This is a genomic window from Skermania sp. ID1734 (genome assembly GCF_007489285.1).
Classification (GTDB): Bacteria; Actinomycetota; Actinomycetes; order Mycobacteriales; family Mycobacteriaceae; genus ID1734.
The window spans coordinates 1-14,014 of record NZ_VLIY01000011.1; the positions used below are offsets into that span (position 1 = coordinate 1).

Below are 14,014 nucleotides of genomic sequence, written 5' to 3' on the forward strand. Positions count from 1 at the left end.
ACCCCACCGAGCGGCTCAACCGAGAGATCCGCCGCCGCACCGACGTCGTGGGCATCTTCCCCAACCGAGATGCCATCGTCCGCCTCATCGGCGCCGTCCTTGCCGAGCAGACCGACGAATGGGCCGAAGGACGCCGATACCTCGGACTCGAAGTCCTGGGCCGCTGCCGACTCACCCTGACCACCGACACCGACACCAGCTCGCAGACGGAGGTGACCACTGATGCACTGATGCAACTACCCGCCTGATCACCAACGAAGGATCACAATTCAGTTACACCACTTCTAGGGGCTTGACCGAGTACATGGAGGTCAAGGGCTACGCGAACGCGTCGGACTGGGTGTATCGCGAAGGAATTCAGCCGTCCAGCTTCGATCCGAATCGTTTCATCACCCTTCACGATGTTCGGCAGATCCATCACCAGGTGATGACGCTCGTATGGGAAGTCGAGCCGCACCCCGAGGCGACCGCCGAGGAAGGCCCCGGATCCTTTCGGCAACACGAGATCGCACAGTTTTCAGGAGGGATGAAGCCCATCTCTTGGCCGCTTGTCCCGGCAGAGATGGAGGCTTGGGTGGCTCAGGTCAATACTCTGAAGCCTCGGTCGCCGCTGTTCCCGGAAGAGATCGCGAAGATTCATCGAGACTTCGAGTACATCCATCCATTCTTGGACGGCAACGGACGAACCGGCAGGCTCCTCCTCAACCTAATCCTCGTTCGTTTGGGATATCCGCCGGCGATCATCTTCAAGAACGAGCGATCGAAGTATCTTCGAGCATTGCAGCGCGCCGACGTTGGCGACTACGGCTCGCTTGGGGAATTCATCGCGCGGGCGATCCTCGACAACCTTTATCGATTCATTGTTCCGGCCGTCGCGGGTCCAGCTCGCCTCGTCCCGCTCGCCGCGCTCGCGACACCGGAACTCACTTCAGTTAGTCTCCGCACCGCCGCAAACCGCGGAGCGTTGCAGGCAATCAAGGGCTCTGATGGCCAATGGCGATCCAGCAAGAAATGGGTCGACCAATATCGTGACAGCCGTTACAAGCGGCGACAGAGCAGCAGCTAAATAGCTTGCCTAATCGATGACTCTCCAGATATTCACCCGCACGTTGGCGGCATCCGAATGTCACTCACGGAAAGAAATTCGCGTACAGTAGCTTCCGCTTCGGAGAAGTCGACGCATTGCGTCACGCCAACACCGTCAACGTGAAGCTCGAACCCACCGCTGCAACGAACAGCCCGAACGTGATAGCCCGTACGCCAAGTCCGGCCACCTTCTCCATGAACGTCCGGACAGTCCGCAAGACAGCAGCCGCAAATCGCGATCCCGTCGCTCGTCAGCAAATCGGCCTCTTCGGCACACTCGCAGTCCGGACAGGCAGACGGCTGCGATTCATCCAAGAACTTGACCACGAACCGCAGAGTAGAACCCATCTACGACACGGAGCGACCGAGTTTCTCGAGGCCTGTCGTCACAACTGTCGTCAACCCAGACATTTAAGACAAAGGAAGATCTTCCCGAAACCACGAAAACCGCCGAATCTCATTGAGACCCAACGGTTTTCGCAAGTGGAGCTAAGGGGACTCGAACCCCTGACCCCCACACTGCCAGGCGCAGGCAGACCACCTGATCCTGGCGATTCCGCCGCTAATTAGAGCGTTGCCGGAGGGGTCCGGAACGGAAATGTCGTCACGATTGTCGTCACAATTGTCGTCAACTTTCAAGTGCACAGACGGCCGACGAGCAGCCCTGCAGTGACACTCGACGGGTAACCTTCGATCTAGTTCACGACAACGTTCTAGAGCGGCAGGAGGTAGGGATGCACCCGCTCGTTGAGTCGCGTCTCCCCGAGGTCGCCGAGCTTTGTCGCCGATTCGGTGTTCGCCGGCTGGCTCTGTTTGGATCAGCGGTCGGTGAGAGCTTCGACGAAACTCGCAGCGACATTGATGTCCTGGTCGAATTCGAGACTGGCGCGTCATTCGACCATTACGGGAACTACTTCGGACTGAAGGAAGGCCTCGAAGAGCTCTTCGGCCGACCAACCGACGTGGTTACGTTGTCGAGCATCAAGAACCCCTACTTCCGAGCCCAGGCAGTCCGCAACAGTCAAGAGCTGTATGCAGCCTGACGCACGAACGTACCTCTGGGACGCGGTCGAAGCGACTCACCGGATTGAGCGCTTCAGCTTCGAACGGACCTACGAGGACTACGAAACTGACGAACTCCTGCGCTCGGCTGTCGAGCGACAATTCGAAGTCGTCGGCGAGGCACTCAACCAGCTCTCTAAACGGTTCCCGGAGATCGCCAGCCGAGTCCCTGATCTGGCTCGGATCATCGCCTTCCGCAACCTTCTAATCCACGGCTACGCCGCAGTTGACGACGCTGTGGTGTGCCAGATCCGGACCGAGCGGCTACCGGAGCTTGCGCGAGTCCTAGAGTAATTGCTCGCCGAGCTGGACAAGTGAGCCCACCCCGCCGATTCACCGCGCGCCAACACTCCCTGGTCACCTCGCGCGGCGAACCGCAGTATCAGCCGCCCGGGCAGATGAAGACAAAGACCCCAACTAGGCTGGGTGTCGTCGGCCCAGGCAGTCCCTGGACAACGAGAGATCTTGCAGAACCACCAAAACCGCCGAATCTCGTTGAGACCCAACGGTTTTCGAAAGTGGAGCTAAGGGGACTCGAACCCCTGACCCCCACACTGCCAGTGTGGTGCGCTACCAGCTGCGCCATAGCCCCAGGTGCGGCGCGGATCGCTCCGCGTGCTCGATCGAAACTACACCATCCGCAACGCGCGGAACAAATCCCGCGACGCCTCCCGCTGCCGCGCGCGAACTTGCGGTGAAACACCTCGAAGGTGGGGTGTTACAGGGCAAACTCGCGCGCGGCAGCGGCAGCGGGCGGACCGGCTAAAGCTGAGACAACCAATCCGGATCGGAGATGTTGACGGCAGTCTGCCCGTTGTACACCGATGGCGTGCCCTTGCCACCGCGCGCGGCGAGCTCCTGGAGCGCGGTCTGGGCGTCAGCGGCAGCTGCGGACACCTTCGATCCGCTCGAAATGCACTGCTGCACCTGATCGGACGCTCCAGCGTCCTTCGCCAGATCGGCTAGCTGCTGATTGCTCAGATCGCTGGACCCGCGCTCGGCCGGTTGGTTCTCGAAAAGCTTCGTGTGAAAACTGCTGTACAGGACACCATTGCCGTCTGCGGCGACGCATTGCAGGGCGGCATCCGCGCGGGTGGAGTAGTCGCCACTGTGCGAACCCGCGTTAAGGAAGTTGACCATGTGATATTGGACCGCGACTTTGCCGTCGTCGATCGCCTTGGCGATCGATTGCCCGTACTGTTTCTCGAACTGGCCGCAGATCGGGCACAGCGGATCTTCCCACACATCGATCGTCTTGGCCGCGTTCGGCAAGCCGAGCCGCATGACCCCGTTGGCCTGCAACTGCACCTTAACGTCGGAGTTTTGAACAGTGCCGTAACCGGAATCGGGGGTTTTTGTCCGGTTGTTCTGCCAAATCACCCCGCCGATGACGATCGCAGCAATGATCGCGATGGCAATTCCGCCGAGGATGTAGGTCATCCTGGAAGAGTTCGGCTCCGGCAGGGCGGGTTTGGACTTCGCGTTCACAGGCAACCTCGCAGTTCAGGTTTCGTTAGATGGTTGTCGTTAGCTTGCCAGGTGATCGGGAGATGGGTGTTGTTCGCGGCGTCCGAACGGCCCACGCGAACGCGGGCCCAGCGCGAACGCCGAGCGCGGGAAAGCAATCAGCCAACCGGCCAGTATCAGGAAACCTATGTCGCGCAAGATTTCCCGCGCATAGTCCCACGCCCCCACGTCAGCCGCCCCGCCACCGCCGAAACATCCGCAATCGATGGACAGTCCGCGCGCCCACGACGAGGCGATCGCCGCAATCAACACCAACAGCAGCAGCGCGGACACTAGCGCGGTCACCCGCACCCCCAACCCGATGACCAGCAACAACCCGAGCGCGATCTCGAGCGCCGGCAGTCCGGTGGCCACCGGCCGCACCAGCGACTCGGGCAGGATGTCGTAGGCGCGCACCGCGACGATCGTCTGCGTGGGATCGGAGCCCTTGATCCAGCCGGATGCCAACCACACGGCGGCGAGCCCGAACCTCGCCAACAGACTCAATATCCGCACCCACACAAGGTTCGAGGGTAGGCGATCTTGGCGACGGATCGATCCTTACTTCCCGCCCACGCCGGCCCCGCCAAGCGTCTCGCCGACGACCGACCATCCCACAGTCGCCACCAGCAGTACCGCACCGGCCACGCCGAACGCGACGCCGTAGGAAAAGTGTTGCGCCAGCGCGCCGGCCACGGTCGGCCCGACTACCGTGCCGACGTCGGCGGACATCTGGAATGCCGCTAGCACCGGGCCGCCGCGCGCCCGCGAGCCGATGATGTCGGCGACGGCGGCCTGCTGCGCCGGGTTGATCATGCCGGATCCGAGACCGGCGACCGCCACGGCGACAAAAAACAGCGGCAGGCTGCTCGTCAGGCCCATCGCGATCGTCGCAACGCCGCACACCGCGGTGCCGACGATGAGGAACGGCTTGCGTCCCATCCGATCCGACAGCCGCCCGGCCGCCGACAACACCAGGGCATTGCCCACCGCGAACACAGTGAGCGCGATGCCCGCAGTCGCGGAGTCGTGATGCAGCACCTCCACCACGAACAGCGGCACCAACGCCATTCGCACCCCGAAGACGGCCCACCCGTCAGCGAAGTTCGACAGCATCGCAGCCCGGTACGCCGGGAATCCGAACCCCTCGCGAAACGTCATCGCCGCTGCTTGCCGACCAGATTCCGGCGTCGCAAGCACCGAGTTGCGCAGCCGGAAGTAGACGACGGCGGCAGCGATGACCAACGCCACCGCGTAGATAGCGAAAGGCACCCGCAACCCGAACCCCACCAGCGCCGCACCGACGAGCGGTCCGCTCACCGAACCCAACAGGAAACTGGTCGCATAGATCCCTGAAATCCGGCCGCGGCTCCCGGGCGGCGATATCCGGATAATCAGTCCCAGCGCGGACACGATGAACATCGCCGAGCCCACACCACCCAGCGAGCGAAACAGCAGAAGTTGCCAGAAGGTTTGCGCGAGCGCGCACGCGCCGGTGGACACCGCCACGACCGCGAGTCCGGTCAAATACACCGGGCGCTCCCCCAGGCGTTGCACCATGCGCCCGCTCATCGGCGCCGAAAGCAGGCGCAGCAGCGCGAACGCGCTGATCACCGCGCTGGCGGCGGTGGCTCCCACCCCGAAGCTCACCGCATACTGCGGCAGCGCCGGCGACACCAACCCGAAGCCCAACGCGATGACAAAGCCGGCCGCCACCAGCACCCATATTTCGGCTGGCACGCCGTCCTTTTCCGACGGCACTCGGCGGGTATCGCTGCGACGAACGGGGTTACGCACGGGCGCGTAGCGCCTGGCCCACCAACTCTTCGGCAGCGTGCTGCACCTGTCGAAGATGCTCGGGACCGCGGAAGGACTCCGCGTAGATCTTGTACTTGTCCTCGGTGCCGGACGGCCGGGCGGCGAACCAGGCGTTCTGGGTGCACACCTTGATTCCGCCGATGGCCGCACCGTTACCCGGTGCATGGCTGAGAATCGATGTGATCGGTTCGCCGGCAAGGTCTTTGGCATGCACCTGGTCGGGGCTGAGCCCGCCCAGTGTGGCCTTTTGCTCACGGGTGGCGGCCGCGTCGATCCGCGCATACGCCGGGTTGCCGTGCCGTCGGGCCAGCACGTTGTATCGCTGCGTCGGGGTCCGCCCGGTCACCGCCGTTATTTCGCTGGCCAGCAACGCGAGGACGATGCCGTCCTTGTCAGTCGACCAGACGTCACCGTCCATCCGCAGCAGCGACGCGCCCGCACTCTCCTCACCGCCGAAGGCGAGGCTGCCGTTGAACAGACCCGGAACGAACCACTTGAAACCGACCGGCACCTCGTAGATGTCGCGGCCCAGCACCGACACCACGCGGTCGATCAGCGACGAGGTGACCACCGTCTTGCCGATCTTGCTGCGCGAATCCCAACCGAGCCGGTTGCCGATCAGGTACTCGATCACCACGGCCAGGTAGTGGTTCGGGTTCATCAACCCGCCATCGGGGGTGACGATGCCGTGCCGGTCGGCGTCCGCGTCGTTTCCGGTGCAGATGTCGAAGCGGTCCTTGACGCCGATCAGCGATGCCATCGCGGCCCGCGACGAGCAGTCCATTCGGATCTGTCCGTCGGTGTCCAGGGTCATGAACCGGAAGGTGGCGTCGACCAACGGGTTGACGACGGTCAGGTCCAATCCGTACCGCTGCCCGATCTCACCCCAATAGTCGACGCTGGCGCCGCCGAGCGGGTCTGCACCGATCCGGATACCCGCACGGCGGATCGCATCGAGGTTGACCACGTTGGGCAGATCTTCGACGTAGATGTCGAGGAAGTCGTAGCGCTCGGCGGTCGCGAGTGCCTGGCGCAACGTCACGCGCTTGACGCCCTCGAGTCCGTTGAACAGCAGCTCGTTGGCGCGCTTGGCGATCGCGGCGGTCACCTTGCTATCGGCGGGGCCACCGTCGGGGGTGTTGTATTTGAACCCGCCGTCGCGCGGCGGATTGTGTGAGGGCGTGACGACGATGCCGTCAGCCTGGGCCATCGCACCCGAGCCGTTGAAACGCAGGATCGCGTGACTCACGGCTGGCGTCGGCGTGTACCGATCCGCCGAATCAATCGCGGGCACAACGCCGTTTGCCACCAGTACCTCGAGCGCGGTCGCCCATGCCGGCTCGGAGAGCGCATGGGTGTCGCGGCCCAGAAACAGCGGACCGTCGATGTGCTGGGAGCGGCGGTAATCGCAGATCGCCTGGGTGATTGCCAGGATGTGGGCCTCGTTGAACGCCAGATCCAGACTGGAGCCGCGATGCCCCGAAGTGCCGAAGGAAACCTGCTGCGCGGGGTCGTTCGGGTCGGGGATGCCGCTGTAGAAGGCCGTCACCAGATGCGACAGATCTTCCAGATCCGACGGCTCCGCCAGCATGCCGGCTCGCTCGTTGGCCATTACCGCGGCCTCGGCTCGGAGGGTGTCACCGTGTCACAGTAACCGAAAGCGTAACGCCGCTATAACGTCGTCCAGCGCTGCGGCCAAAACCAGCAGTTGCGCCTCCGGATCGGCGGCCGCGAGAACCGCCTGTCGATCGGCATCGGACAGCGGCAGCTGGGATGCCAGCGAATACGCGATGCGGCCGTCCTTTTGAGGTCGCGGCCGGGAGTAGCGCGGGATCTGCTGGCCCGCGCGCTTTGCCAACTGGCTGTGCAGCGCCGCGATCTCCTCGGCTCGATCGAGGACCTCGGCGACGGCAGCGTCGCTCGGGACCGCCGTACCCGCCGGCCAGCGCTGTACTTCGGCGCGCGGATACGGATCATCGGGCAGCCACTGCTGCACCCGGATCCGGTCCGTGCCAGTGCAGCGCAGGATGTACCTGCTGTCCGAATAGGACACGCAGTCGTCGATGCGAGCGATTGTGCCCAGGTCCGTGCGCTGCTCTCCCCCGCCCACTTCATGACCACGCGCGATCAGCACGACGCCGAATTCCGGTCCGGTCGGCGCAGCCAGACATGCCTGCACCAACGCGACGTAGCGGGGTTCGAAGATCTGCAGCGGGAGCCGCTCACCGGGGAGCAGCACGGTACCGAGCGGAAACATCGGCATCTGATCCATCCGATCAGCATGCCGTGCCGAACGACTCACGTGCGCGCACTGTCGACCGTTCTCACCGCTGTCCTGGCCACCGGTATCGTGGCCGCCGCCCCTGCACTGACGGATCCGCCGCCCGCCGCGGCCGCGCCCATCTATCCCGCGCCCGATCCCGATGGCTTCTACGCGCCGACGCCGGACCTCGCCGGGCACGCCAACGGCGACGTACTGCGCTCGCGCACGTTCGGGTCCGCGATGTTCCCGGGCGCGACGATCTGGCAGCTCGCCTATCGGTCGACGAACTCCAGCGGGGCGCCGATCGTCGGCGTCACCACCGTGCTGCTCCCGATCGGTGGCGGCGCGAACCGGCCGCTCGTCTCCTATCAGCCCTACATCAATTCCCTTGGGCTGCAGTGCGCGCCGTCGCACACCCTTTTCAATGGCGGGCTGCCCGAGGCGCCCGCGATCAATGCGTTGCTCGCCCGCGGCTGGGCCGTCGCCGTGCCGGATCACCTCGGACCGACGAGTGCCTATGGCGCCGCCCGACTCGGTGGGCAACTGGTTCTCGACGGCATCCGGGCCGTCAAGCGGTTCGGACCTGCCGACCTGGGCGGGAGTCCGGTGGCCATGACCGGTTACTCCGGTGGCGGAATGGCCACCGGTTGGGCCGCCGCCCTCGCTCCGACGTACGCGCCGGAGTTGCCGCTGGTCGGAGCGGCGATGGGCGGCGTGCCCGTGAACATCGGTCAACTCGCGGTGGACCTTGGTGGTTCACCAAATCCGTTGTTCGGCCTCGGTTTCGCCGCGGCGCTGGGCCTCGAGCGGGAGTATCCGGGCCAGATGGACATCAGCGACCGGCTCACGCCGCGGGGAATCGACCTGCGCAACCGCATCGCCAATGCCTGCGCGGACACGATCATTTCCGACGGCGCCAACTTGAGCTATCCGCAGGTGGCCACATCAACGCCGCGGTCGGACGCGGCCGCCAACGCGGTACTCAACGCCAACAGTCTGCAGCTCTACCCGGGCGTGCCACGGATTCCGATCTACGAATGGCACGGCAGTGCCGATCAAGTGCCGATGGCGCTGGCACAAAACATGGCCGGGCGATACTGCGCGGCGGGTGTGCCTGTGCTGTTCGACGTCATACCCGGCGCCGATCACGGGGCCGCCACCGCACCGGGCGCGATGCGGGCGTTCGGCTGGATCGGCGACCGATTCGCTGGAATGCCGGCCCCCAGCAACTGTGCGTGATTTTCCACCGCGGGCGGTGGAAAATCACGCACAGGCCATCAGAGAACGACCGGTTCACCCTCGGTGGCCGGCAACTCGTTGCGCAACACCAACGCGGCAACAACAGCGCCCACCAGGAAGAACCCACTTGCCCACCAGAAGGTGGCCGTGTAGCTGTGCACCGCGGCCTGGGCCATGACGAGCTGGTTGGGCATCTTGCCGGTCATGAAGTTGGTGGCCGCCGTGGCCGCGATCGTGCTCAGCAGAGCGGTGCCGATCGAGCCGCCGACCTGCTGCATCGTGTTGATCGTCGCCGAGGCCACACCGGCGTCCTCATGCTCGACACCCGCGGTCGCGCCCTGGAACGCGGTGGCCATCGCGGCACCAAGGCCCAGACCCATCGCGACGATGCCCGGCAGCACGTGGCTGGCATAGGACGTTTCCACACCGATCGAGGTGAGCAGCGCCATGCCGAGGGCGGCCACCGCGAGCCCGGACGACATCACGATTCGCGGGCCGACACGCGGCAGCATCTGCGGCGCGATCACCGTCGAGGACACGATCATCGCGGCCACCATGGGCAGGAAGGCGATACCGGTGACGATCGGCGTGAAGCCGCGGATCAACTGCAGGTAGTAGGTGAGGAACAAGAACACCGCGAACATGCCTGCACCGGTGACGAACACGGCGAAGTAGGCGCCCGCACGCGTCCGGTCGAGCAGGATCCGCATCGGCAGCAGCGGGTGCGCAACGCGGGTTTCCAGGTAGACGAAGACCGCCAGCAACACCGCACCCGCGGCCAGCCAGCCGATCGTCGAGCCGGATGACCAGCCGTCGGTCTCGGCCTGCGAGAAGCCGTAGACGATGCTGAACAGCGCCGCACTCACGGTGAGCGTTCCCGGCAGATCCAGCTTCGGCCGCTCGGTGGCGACGTGCTTGGCCAACAACGCCACTGCGCCGACCAGCGCAACGGCCGCAAAAACCAGGTTCACATACAGCGACCAGCGCCACGACGCCCATTCGGTGAGCGCACCGCCCAGCAGCAGACCGATCGCGCCGCCGGCACCGGCGACCGCGCCGAACACGCCAAAGGCCTTGGCGCGCTCGGACGAATCGGTGAAGGTCACCGTGAGCAGCGACAGCGCGGCGGGCGCCAGCAGGGCACCGAACACGCCCTGACCAGCCCGGGCGATCACGAGCATTTCGAAGCTGGTCGCGGCGCCGCCGACCGCCGAAGCGACTGCGAAGCCGATCAGCCCGATGATGAAGGTGGTGCGCCGGCCGAACAGGTCGCTGAGGCGTCCACCGAGCAGCAGCAGGCTGCCGAACGCCAGCGCGTAGGCGGTGACAACCCACTGCCGGTCGGCGTCGGAGAAGCCGAGCGAGTGCTGCGCCGCCGGCAGCGCGATATTCACGACGGTCGCGTCGAGCACGACCATCAACTGCGCGATGCCGAGGACACCGAGGATCCACCAACGCGCATTCGATTTTTCCGCGACGCCGGGCGTGGCCGACGTCGTCGTTTCCAGAGTGGTCGTCATCAATCCCTCACGTAATCTAGGTGGAGGCATCTCCTCCGCTTATGCGGACAACCGTAGCACCATGCGGAGGACTTGTCTCCACTTAATCGTGAAGCTTGCTAAGATGGGTTACGTGAGTCCCGTCACCGTCGATGGCTCCAAGAGCCGTGATTCGCGCAAGCTGCGCGCCGATGCGCTGCGCAACCAGCAGCGCATCCTCGCGGCCGCGCGCGAACTGTTCGCATCACGCGGCCTGGACATCACCCTCGACGACGTCGCCGAACAGGCCGGCGTCGGGGTGGGCACCGTCTACCGCCGATTCGCCAACAAGCAAGAGCTCATCGACTGGGTTTTCGAGCAACACATCGAGGGCATGGCCGAGCAGGCCGAACGAGCGCTGGCCAATCCCGACCCGTGGGCCGGACTGGTCGGGTTCTTCGAGTCGGCGTGCGCGAACATGGCACTCAACCGCGGTCTCGGAGAGGTTCTCAAGAGCCTCGACGACGGTCGCGAACGGGTCGCGTGCGTCAAGGAACGGATGGAACCGGCCATCACAGCGGTGATCGCGCGCGCCCGCGAGGCCGGGGAGCTTCGGCCGGACGCGGAGCCTGGCGACTTCTTCGCACTGATCCACATGGTCGACGCCATTGCCGATTTCGCTCGCCCGATCGACCCGAACGTGTGGCGCCGCTACCTGGCGCTGGTTCTCGACGGTCTGCGCGCCGACTGCAAACCGCGCGCGCCCCTGCCGGTCGCGCCGCTGACCGACGAGCAGATTCACGCAGCCAAGGAAGCGTGCATGCGGCGCCGCCGATAGCCCTACAGTTGGACGTGTGACCAATTCATGGACGAACTGGGCCGGCGATCAGTCCTGCCGCCCCGCCGCCCTTGCCGTGCCGCGCAGCCGAAGCGAAGTAGCCGACCTCGTCGCCAACGCTTCTGCGATCGGTCAGCGGGTTCGGGTGGCCGGCGCTGGGCACTCGTTTACCGATGCGGTGCTGACCGACGGGTTGCTGCTGCGGCTTGATCAGCTGGACCGCGTCTTGGACGTGGATCAGGCTTCCGGACTGGTCCGGGTCGAGGGGGGCATCACGCTGCACCGGCTGAACTCCGTTCTGCATGAATACGGTCTGGCCATGCCGAATCTCGGCGACATCGATGTACAGACCGTCGCCGGGGCGACCGCGACGGCCACCCATGGCACGGGCGCGCGGCTACCGAACCTGTCGGCTGCGCTGCATTCGATCGAACTGACCCTTGCCGACGGGCGAGTGATCGAAGTCGACGAGAACTCCGACCCCGAAGCTTGGCGCGCGGCGCGGGTAAGCCTGGGCGCGCTCGGTGTTGTCACCGCGGTGACGCTGCAGACGGTTCCGGCCTTCGTCCTCGAGGCAGTCGAGCGGCCGCTGGCGATCGATGATGTGCTGGCAGACCTCGATGCGTACGTCGACGGCAACGACCACTTCGAATTCTTCGCCTTCGGCCACAGCCCGATCGCATTGACCAAGCGCAACAACCGGACGTCGCAGCCCGAAAAGCCGCGTTCGGCAGCGATGCGCTGGCTCGATGAAACGTTCGTGCAGAACACCGTTTTCGGCGCGGTCGTCGCGCTGGGCCGGCGACGGCCGTCCCTGATTCCGGTGCTGAACCGGACCGCGGCGCGGGTGGCCGGGCACGCGCACTCGATCGACCGGTCATACCGGGTCTTCGTCACTCCGCGCATGGTGAAGATGACCGAGATGGAATACGCCCTTCCGCGCGAGCATTCGGTGGACGCGATCCGGCAGATCAAGAAGCTGACCGATCGGGCCGGTCTGGACACTCCATTCCCGATGGAGGTCCGCTGGGTCGCCGGCGACGACGCGTATCTCTCACCTGCATACGCGCGCGACACCTGCTACATCGCGGTGCACATGGCTCGGGGCATGGCGTGGGAACCCTACTTCCGCGCCGCCGAGGAGATCTTTGATTCCTTCGGCGGACGCCCGCATTGGGGCAAGCGGCATTTCCAGACGGCCGCGACCTTGCGTTCGCGGTACCCGGAATGGGAACGGTTCGCGGATGTGCGCCGTCGTTTGGACCCGACCGGCACCTTCGGCAACGCCTATGTCGACCGGGTGTTGGGCACCGCCTAGGTCACATGAGACGGTCATAACGGACGAAACGTAATTATCCCCGGGGGGCAGCGTGGCCGGACTGGACGACAAGCTAGCGGAAATCTACGACGAGGTGCTGCGACGCAATACCGGCGAAGCCGAATTTCATCAGGCCGTCCGGGAAGTGCTGACGAGCCTCGGACCGGTCGTCGCCAAGCACCCGCAATACGCCGACTCGGCCGTGATTCGCCGGCTGTGTGAGCCGGAACGGCAGATCATCTTCCGGGTGCCGTGGGTCGATGACACGGGCACCGTACAGATCAACCGCGGCTTCCGCGTCGAATTCAATTCGGCGCTCGGTCCCTACAAGGGCGGGTTGCGCTTTCACCCGTCGGTGTATCTGGGAATCGTCAAGTTTCTCGGCTTCGAGCAGATCTTCAAGAATTCGCTCACCGGCATGCCCATCGGCGGCGGGAAGGGTGGTTCGGATTTCGACCCAAAGGGCCGGTCCGACGGTGAGGTGATGCGTTTCTGTCAGGCATTCATGACCGAGTTGTACCGCCATATCGGCGAATACACCGACGTGCCAGCGGGTGACATCGGCGTCGGTGGGCGCGAAATCGGATACCTGTTCGGTCAGTACAAGCGCATCACCAACCGCTACGAGTCCGGCACGTTGACCGGCAAGGGACTCACCTGGGGTGGTTCGCAGGTTCGCACTGAGGCCACCGGCTACGGCACCGTCTACTTCACCGACGAAATTCTGCGGGCTTCCGGCGAGTCCTTCGACGGTAAGCGGGTGACCGTCTCCGGATCCGGAAATGTGGCCATCTACGCCATCGAGAAGATTCACCAACTCGGCGGTGCGGTGATCGCCTGTTCGGATTCCGACGGCTATGTGGTCGATGACAACGGAATCGACGTGGAGTTGCTCAAGGACGTCAAACAGCACCGTCGCGCTCGCGTTGCCGAATACGCCGAGCTGCGTGGCCAGGGTGCGCATCACGTCGGCACGGGATCGATCTGGGAAGTTCCCTGCGATATCGCGCTGCCGTGCGCGACGCAGAACGAACTGGATGCCGACGACGCGGCGAAGCTGATCAGCAACGGATGCGGCATCGTCGCTGAGGGCGCAAACATGCCGTGCACTCCCGCGGCGGTGCGGACGTTGACCGATGCCGGCGTTGCCTTTGCGCCAGGTAAGGCGGCCAATGCCGGTGGCGTCGCGACGAGCGCGCTGGAGATGCAGCAGAACGCCTCGAGAGACTCGTGGACGTTCGAGCACACCGAGGAGCGCTTGGCAGAGATCATGCGCGGCATCCACGACCGCTGCCTGGAGACCGCCGACGAATACGGCCTCCCCGGAAACTATGTCGCCGGAGCCAACATCGCCGGTTTCATTCAGGTGGCGGATGCGATGCTGGCCCTCGGAGTCATTTGAAGTC

Annotated in this window: 14 protein-coding genes and 1 tRNA gene; 8 read left to right on the forward strand and 7 right to left on the reverse strand. The window is 64.8% G+C overall.

Translation table 11 applies throughout. The features are described 5' to 3' along the window. The 4 genes from FOS14_RS14535 to FOS14_RS14550 all read left to right on the forward strand — a co-directional run. Positions 1-248 (forward strand): transposase (locus FOS14_RS14535; protein ID WP_185981611.1); only part of this gene is annotated, 248 nt, incomplete at its 5' end. Positions 249-292: 44 nt separating this feature from the next. Beyond that, the gene (locus FOS14_RS14540) at positions 293-1,066 is read left to right on the forward strand and encodes a Fic family protein (protein WP_255450339.1); all 774 of its coding nucleotides are present in this window, start codon (positions 293-295) and stop codon (positions 1,064-1,066) included. Between the two features lie 754 nt (positions 1,067-1,820). Continuing rightward, entirely contained in the window at positions 1,821-2,129 is a 309-nt protein-coding gene (locus tag FOS14_RS14545; RefSeq protein ID WP_143771535.1) for a nucleotidyltransferase family protein, read from the forward strand. Further along, positions 2,119-2,442, forward strand: a complete 324-nt coding sequence (locus FOS14_RS14550) for a DUF86 domain-containing protein (RefSeq protein ID WP_143771536.1) — start codon at positions 2,119-2,121, stop codon at positions 2,440-2,442. The genes FOS14_RS14545 and FOS14_RS14550 overlap by 11 nt, the downstream gene beginning before the upstream one ends. 225 nt (positions 2,443-2,667) lie before the next feature. On the opposite strand, the gene FOS14_RS14555 is transcribed toward FOS14_RS14550, so the two are convergent. The 6 genes from FOS14_RS14555 to FOS14_RS14580 form a co-directional block, all read right to left on the reverse strand. Continuing rightward, positions 2,668-2,740, reverse strand: a tRNA-Ala gene (locus FOS14_RS14555). Positions 2,741-2,910: 170 nt separating this feature from the next. Continuing rightward, on the reverse strand, positions 2,911-3,588 hold the full coding sequence (locus tag FOS14_RS14560; RefSeq protein WP_255450340.1) for a thioredoxin domain-containing protein: 678 nt from the start codon (positions 3,586-3,588) through the stop codon (positions 2,911-2,913). 87 nt (positions 3,589-3,675) lie between these two features. Further along, complete coding sequence (locus tag FOS14_RS14565) at positions 3,676-4,176, reverse strand: MauE/DoxX family redox-associated membrane protein (RefSeq protein ID WP_143771538.1); 501 nt, start codon at positions 4,174-4,176, stop codon at positions 3,676-3,678. 39 nt (positions 4,177-4,215) lie between these two features. Beyond that, positions 4,216-5,451 carry an MFS transporter gene (locus FOS14_RS14570; protein WP_185981782.1) on the reverse strand — a complete coding sequence of 412 codons (1,236 nt, stop codon included), beginning with the start codon at positions 5,449-5,451 and terminating at the stop codon, positions 4,216-4,218. Then, positions 5,444-7,084: a phosphoglucomutase (alpha-D-glucose-1,6-bisphosphate-dependent) gene (gene pgm / locus FOS14_RS14575; RefSeq protein ID WP_143771539.1), complete on the reverse strand. Its 1,641-nt coding sequence runs from the start codon at positions 7,082-7,084 to the stop codon at positions 5,444-5,446. Before pgm ends, FOS14_RS14570 begins: the two co-directional genes overlap by 8 nt. Positions 7,085-7,117: 33 nt before the next feature. Continuing rightward, positions 7,118-7,744: an LON peptidase substrate-binding domain-containing protein gene (locus FOS14_RS14580; protein WP_143771540.1), complete on the reverse strand. Its 627-nt coding sequence runs from the start codon at positions 7,742-7,744 to the stop codon at positions 7,118-7,120. Between the two features lie 39 nt (positions 7,745-7,783). On the opposite strand from FOS14_RS14580, the gene FOS14_RS14585 reads away from it, so the two are divergent. Then, positions 7,784-8,974: a lipase family protein gene (locus FOS14_RS14585; protein ID WP_255450359.1), complete on the forward strand. Its 1,191-nt coding sequence runs from the start codon at positions 7,784-7,786 to the stop codon at positions 8,972-8,974. A gap of 38 nt (positions 8,975-9,012) precedes the next feature. Here the strand turns inward: FOS14_RS14585 and FOS14_RS14590 are convergent, their stop codons facing one another. Next, complete coding sequence (locus FOS14_RS14590) at positions 9,013-10,494, reverse strand: MFS transporter (protein ID WP_143771542.1); 1,482 nt, start codon at positions 10,492-10,494, stop codon at positions 9,013-9,015. 103 nt (positions 10,495-10,597) lie between these two features. On the opposite strand from FOS14_RS14590, the gene FOS14_RS14595 reads away from it, so the two are divergent. The 3 genes from FOS14_RS14595 to gdhA are packed head-to-tail and all read left to right on the forward strand — an operon-like array spanning position 10,598 to position 14,010. Further along, positions 10,598-11,290 carry a TetR/AcrR family transcriptional regulator gene (locus FOS14_RS14595; RefSeq protein ID WP_143771543.1) on the forward strand — a complete coding sequence of 231 codons (693 nt, stop codon included), beginning with the start codon at positions 10,598-10,600 and terminating at the stop codon, positions 11,288-11,290. A 16-nt stretch (positions 11,291-11,306) separates the two neighbouring features. Then, positions 11,307-12,608 (forward strand): D-arabinono-1,4-lactone oxidase, encoded by a 1,302-nt coding sequence (locus FOS14_RS14600; RefSeq protein WP_143771544.1) that lies wholly within the window; start codon positions 11,307-11,309, stop codon positions 12,606-12,608. A 52-nt stretch (positions 12,609-12,660) separates the two neighbouring features. Next, on the forward strand, positions 12,661-14,010 hold the full coding sequence (gene gdhA / locus FOS14_RS14605; protein WP_143771545.1) for an NADP-specific glutamate dehydrogenase: 1,350 nt from the start codon (positions 12,661-12,663) through the stop codon (positions 14,008-14,010). The last annotated feature ends 4 nt before the right edge of the window (positions 14,011-14,014 follow it).

Excerpts from the sequence above, each read along its gene's own strand:
- FOS14_RS14545 (WP_143771535.1), top strand. The coding sequence starts at position 1,821 with ATGCACCCGCTCGTTGAGTCGCGTCTCCCCGAGGTCGCCGAGCTTTGT.
- FOS14_RS14550 (WP_143771536.1), top strand. The coding sequence starts at position 2,119 with ATGCAGCCTGACGCACGAACGTACCTCTGGGACGCGGTCGAAGCGACT.
- FOS14_RS14560 (WP_255450340.1), bottom strand. The coding sequence starts at position 3,588 with ATGACCTACATCCTCGGCGGAATTGCCATCGCGATCATTGCTGCGATC.
- pgm (WP_143771539.1), bottom strand. The coding sequence starts at position 7,084 with ATGGCCAACGAGCGAGCCGGCATGCTGGCGGAGCCGTCGGATCTGGAA.
- FOS14_RS14580 (WP_143771540.1), bottom strand. The coding sequence starts at position 7,744 with ATGGATCAGATGCCGATGTTTCCGCTCGGTACCGTGCTGCTCCCCGGT.
- FOS14_RS14590 (WP_143771542.1), bottom strand. The coding sequence starts at position 10,494 with ATGACGACCACTCTGGAAACGACGACGTCGGCCACGCCCGGCGTCGCG.
- FOS14_RS14595 (WP_143771543.1), top strand. The coding sequence starts at position 10,598 with ATGGGTTACGTGAGTCCCGTCACCGTCGATGGCTCCAAGAGCCGTGAT.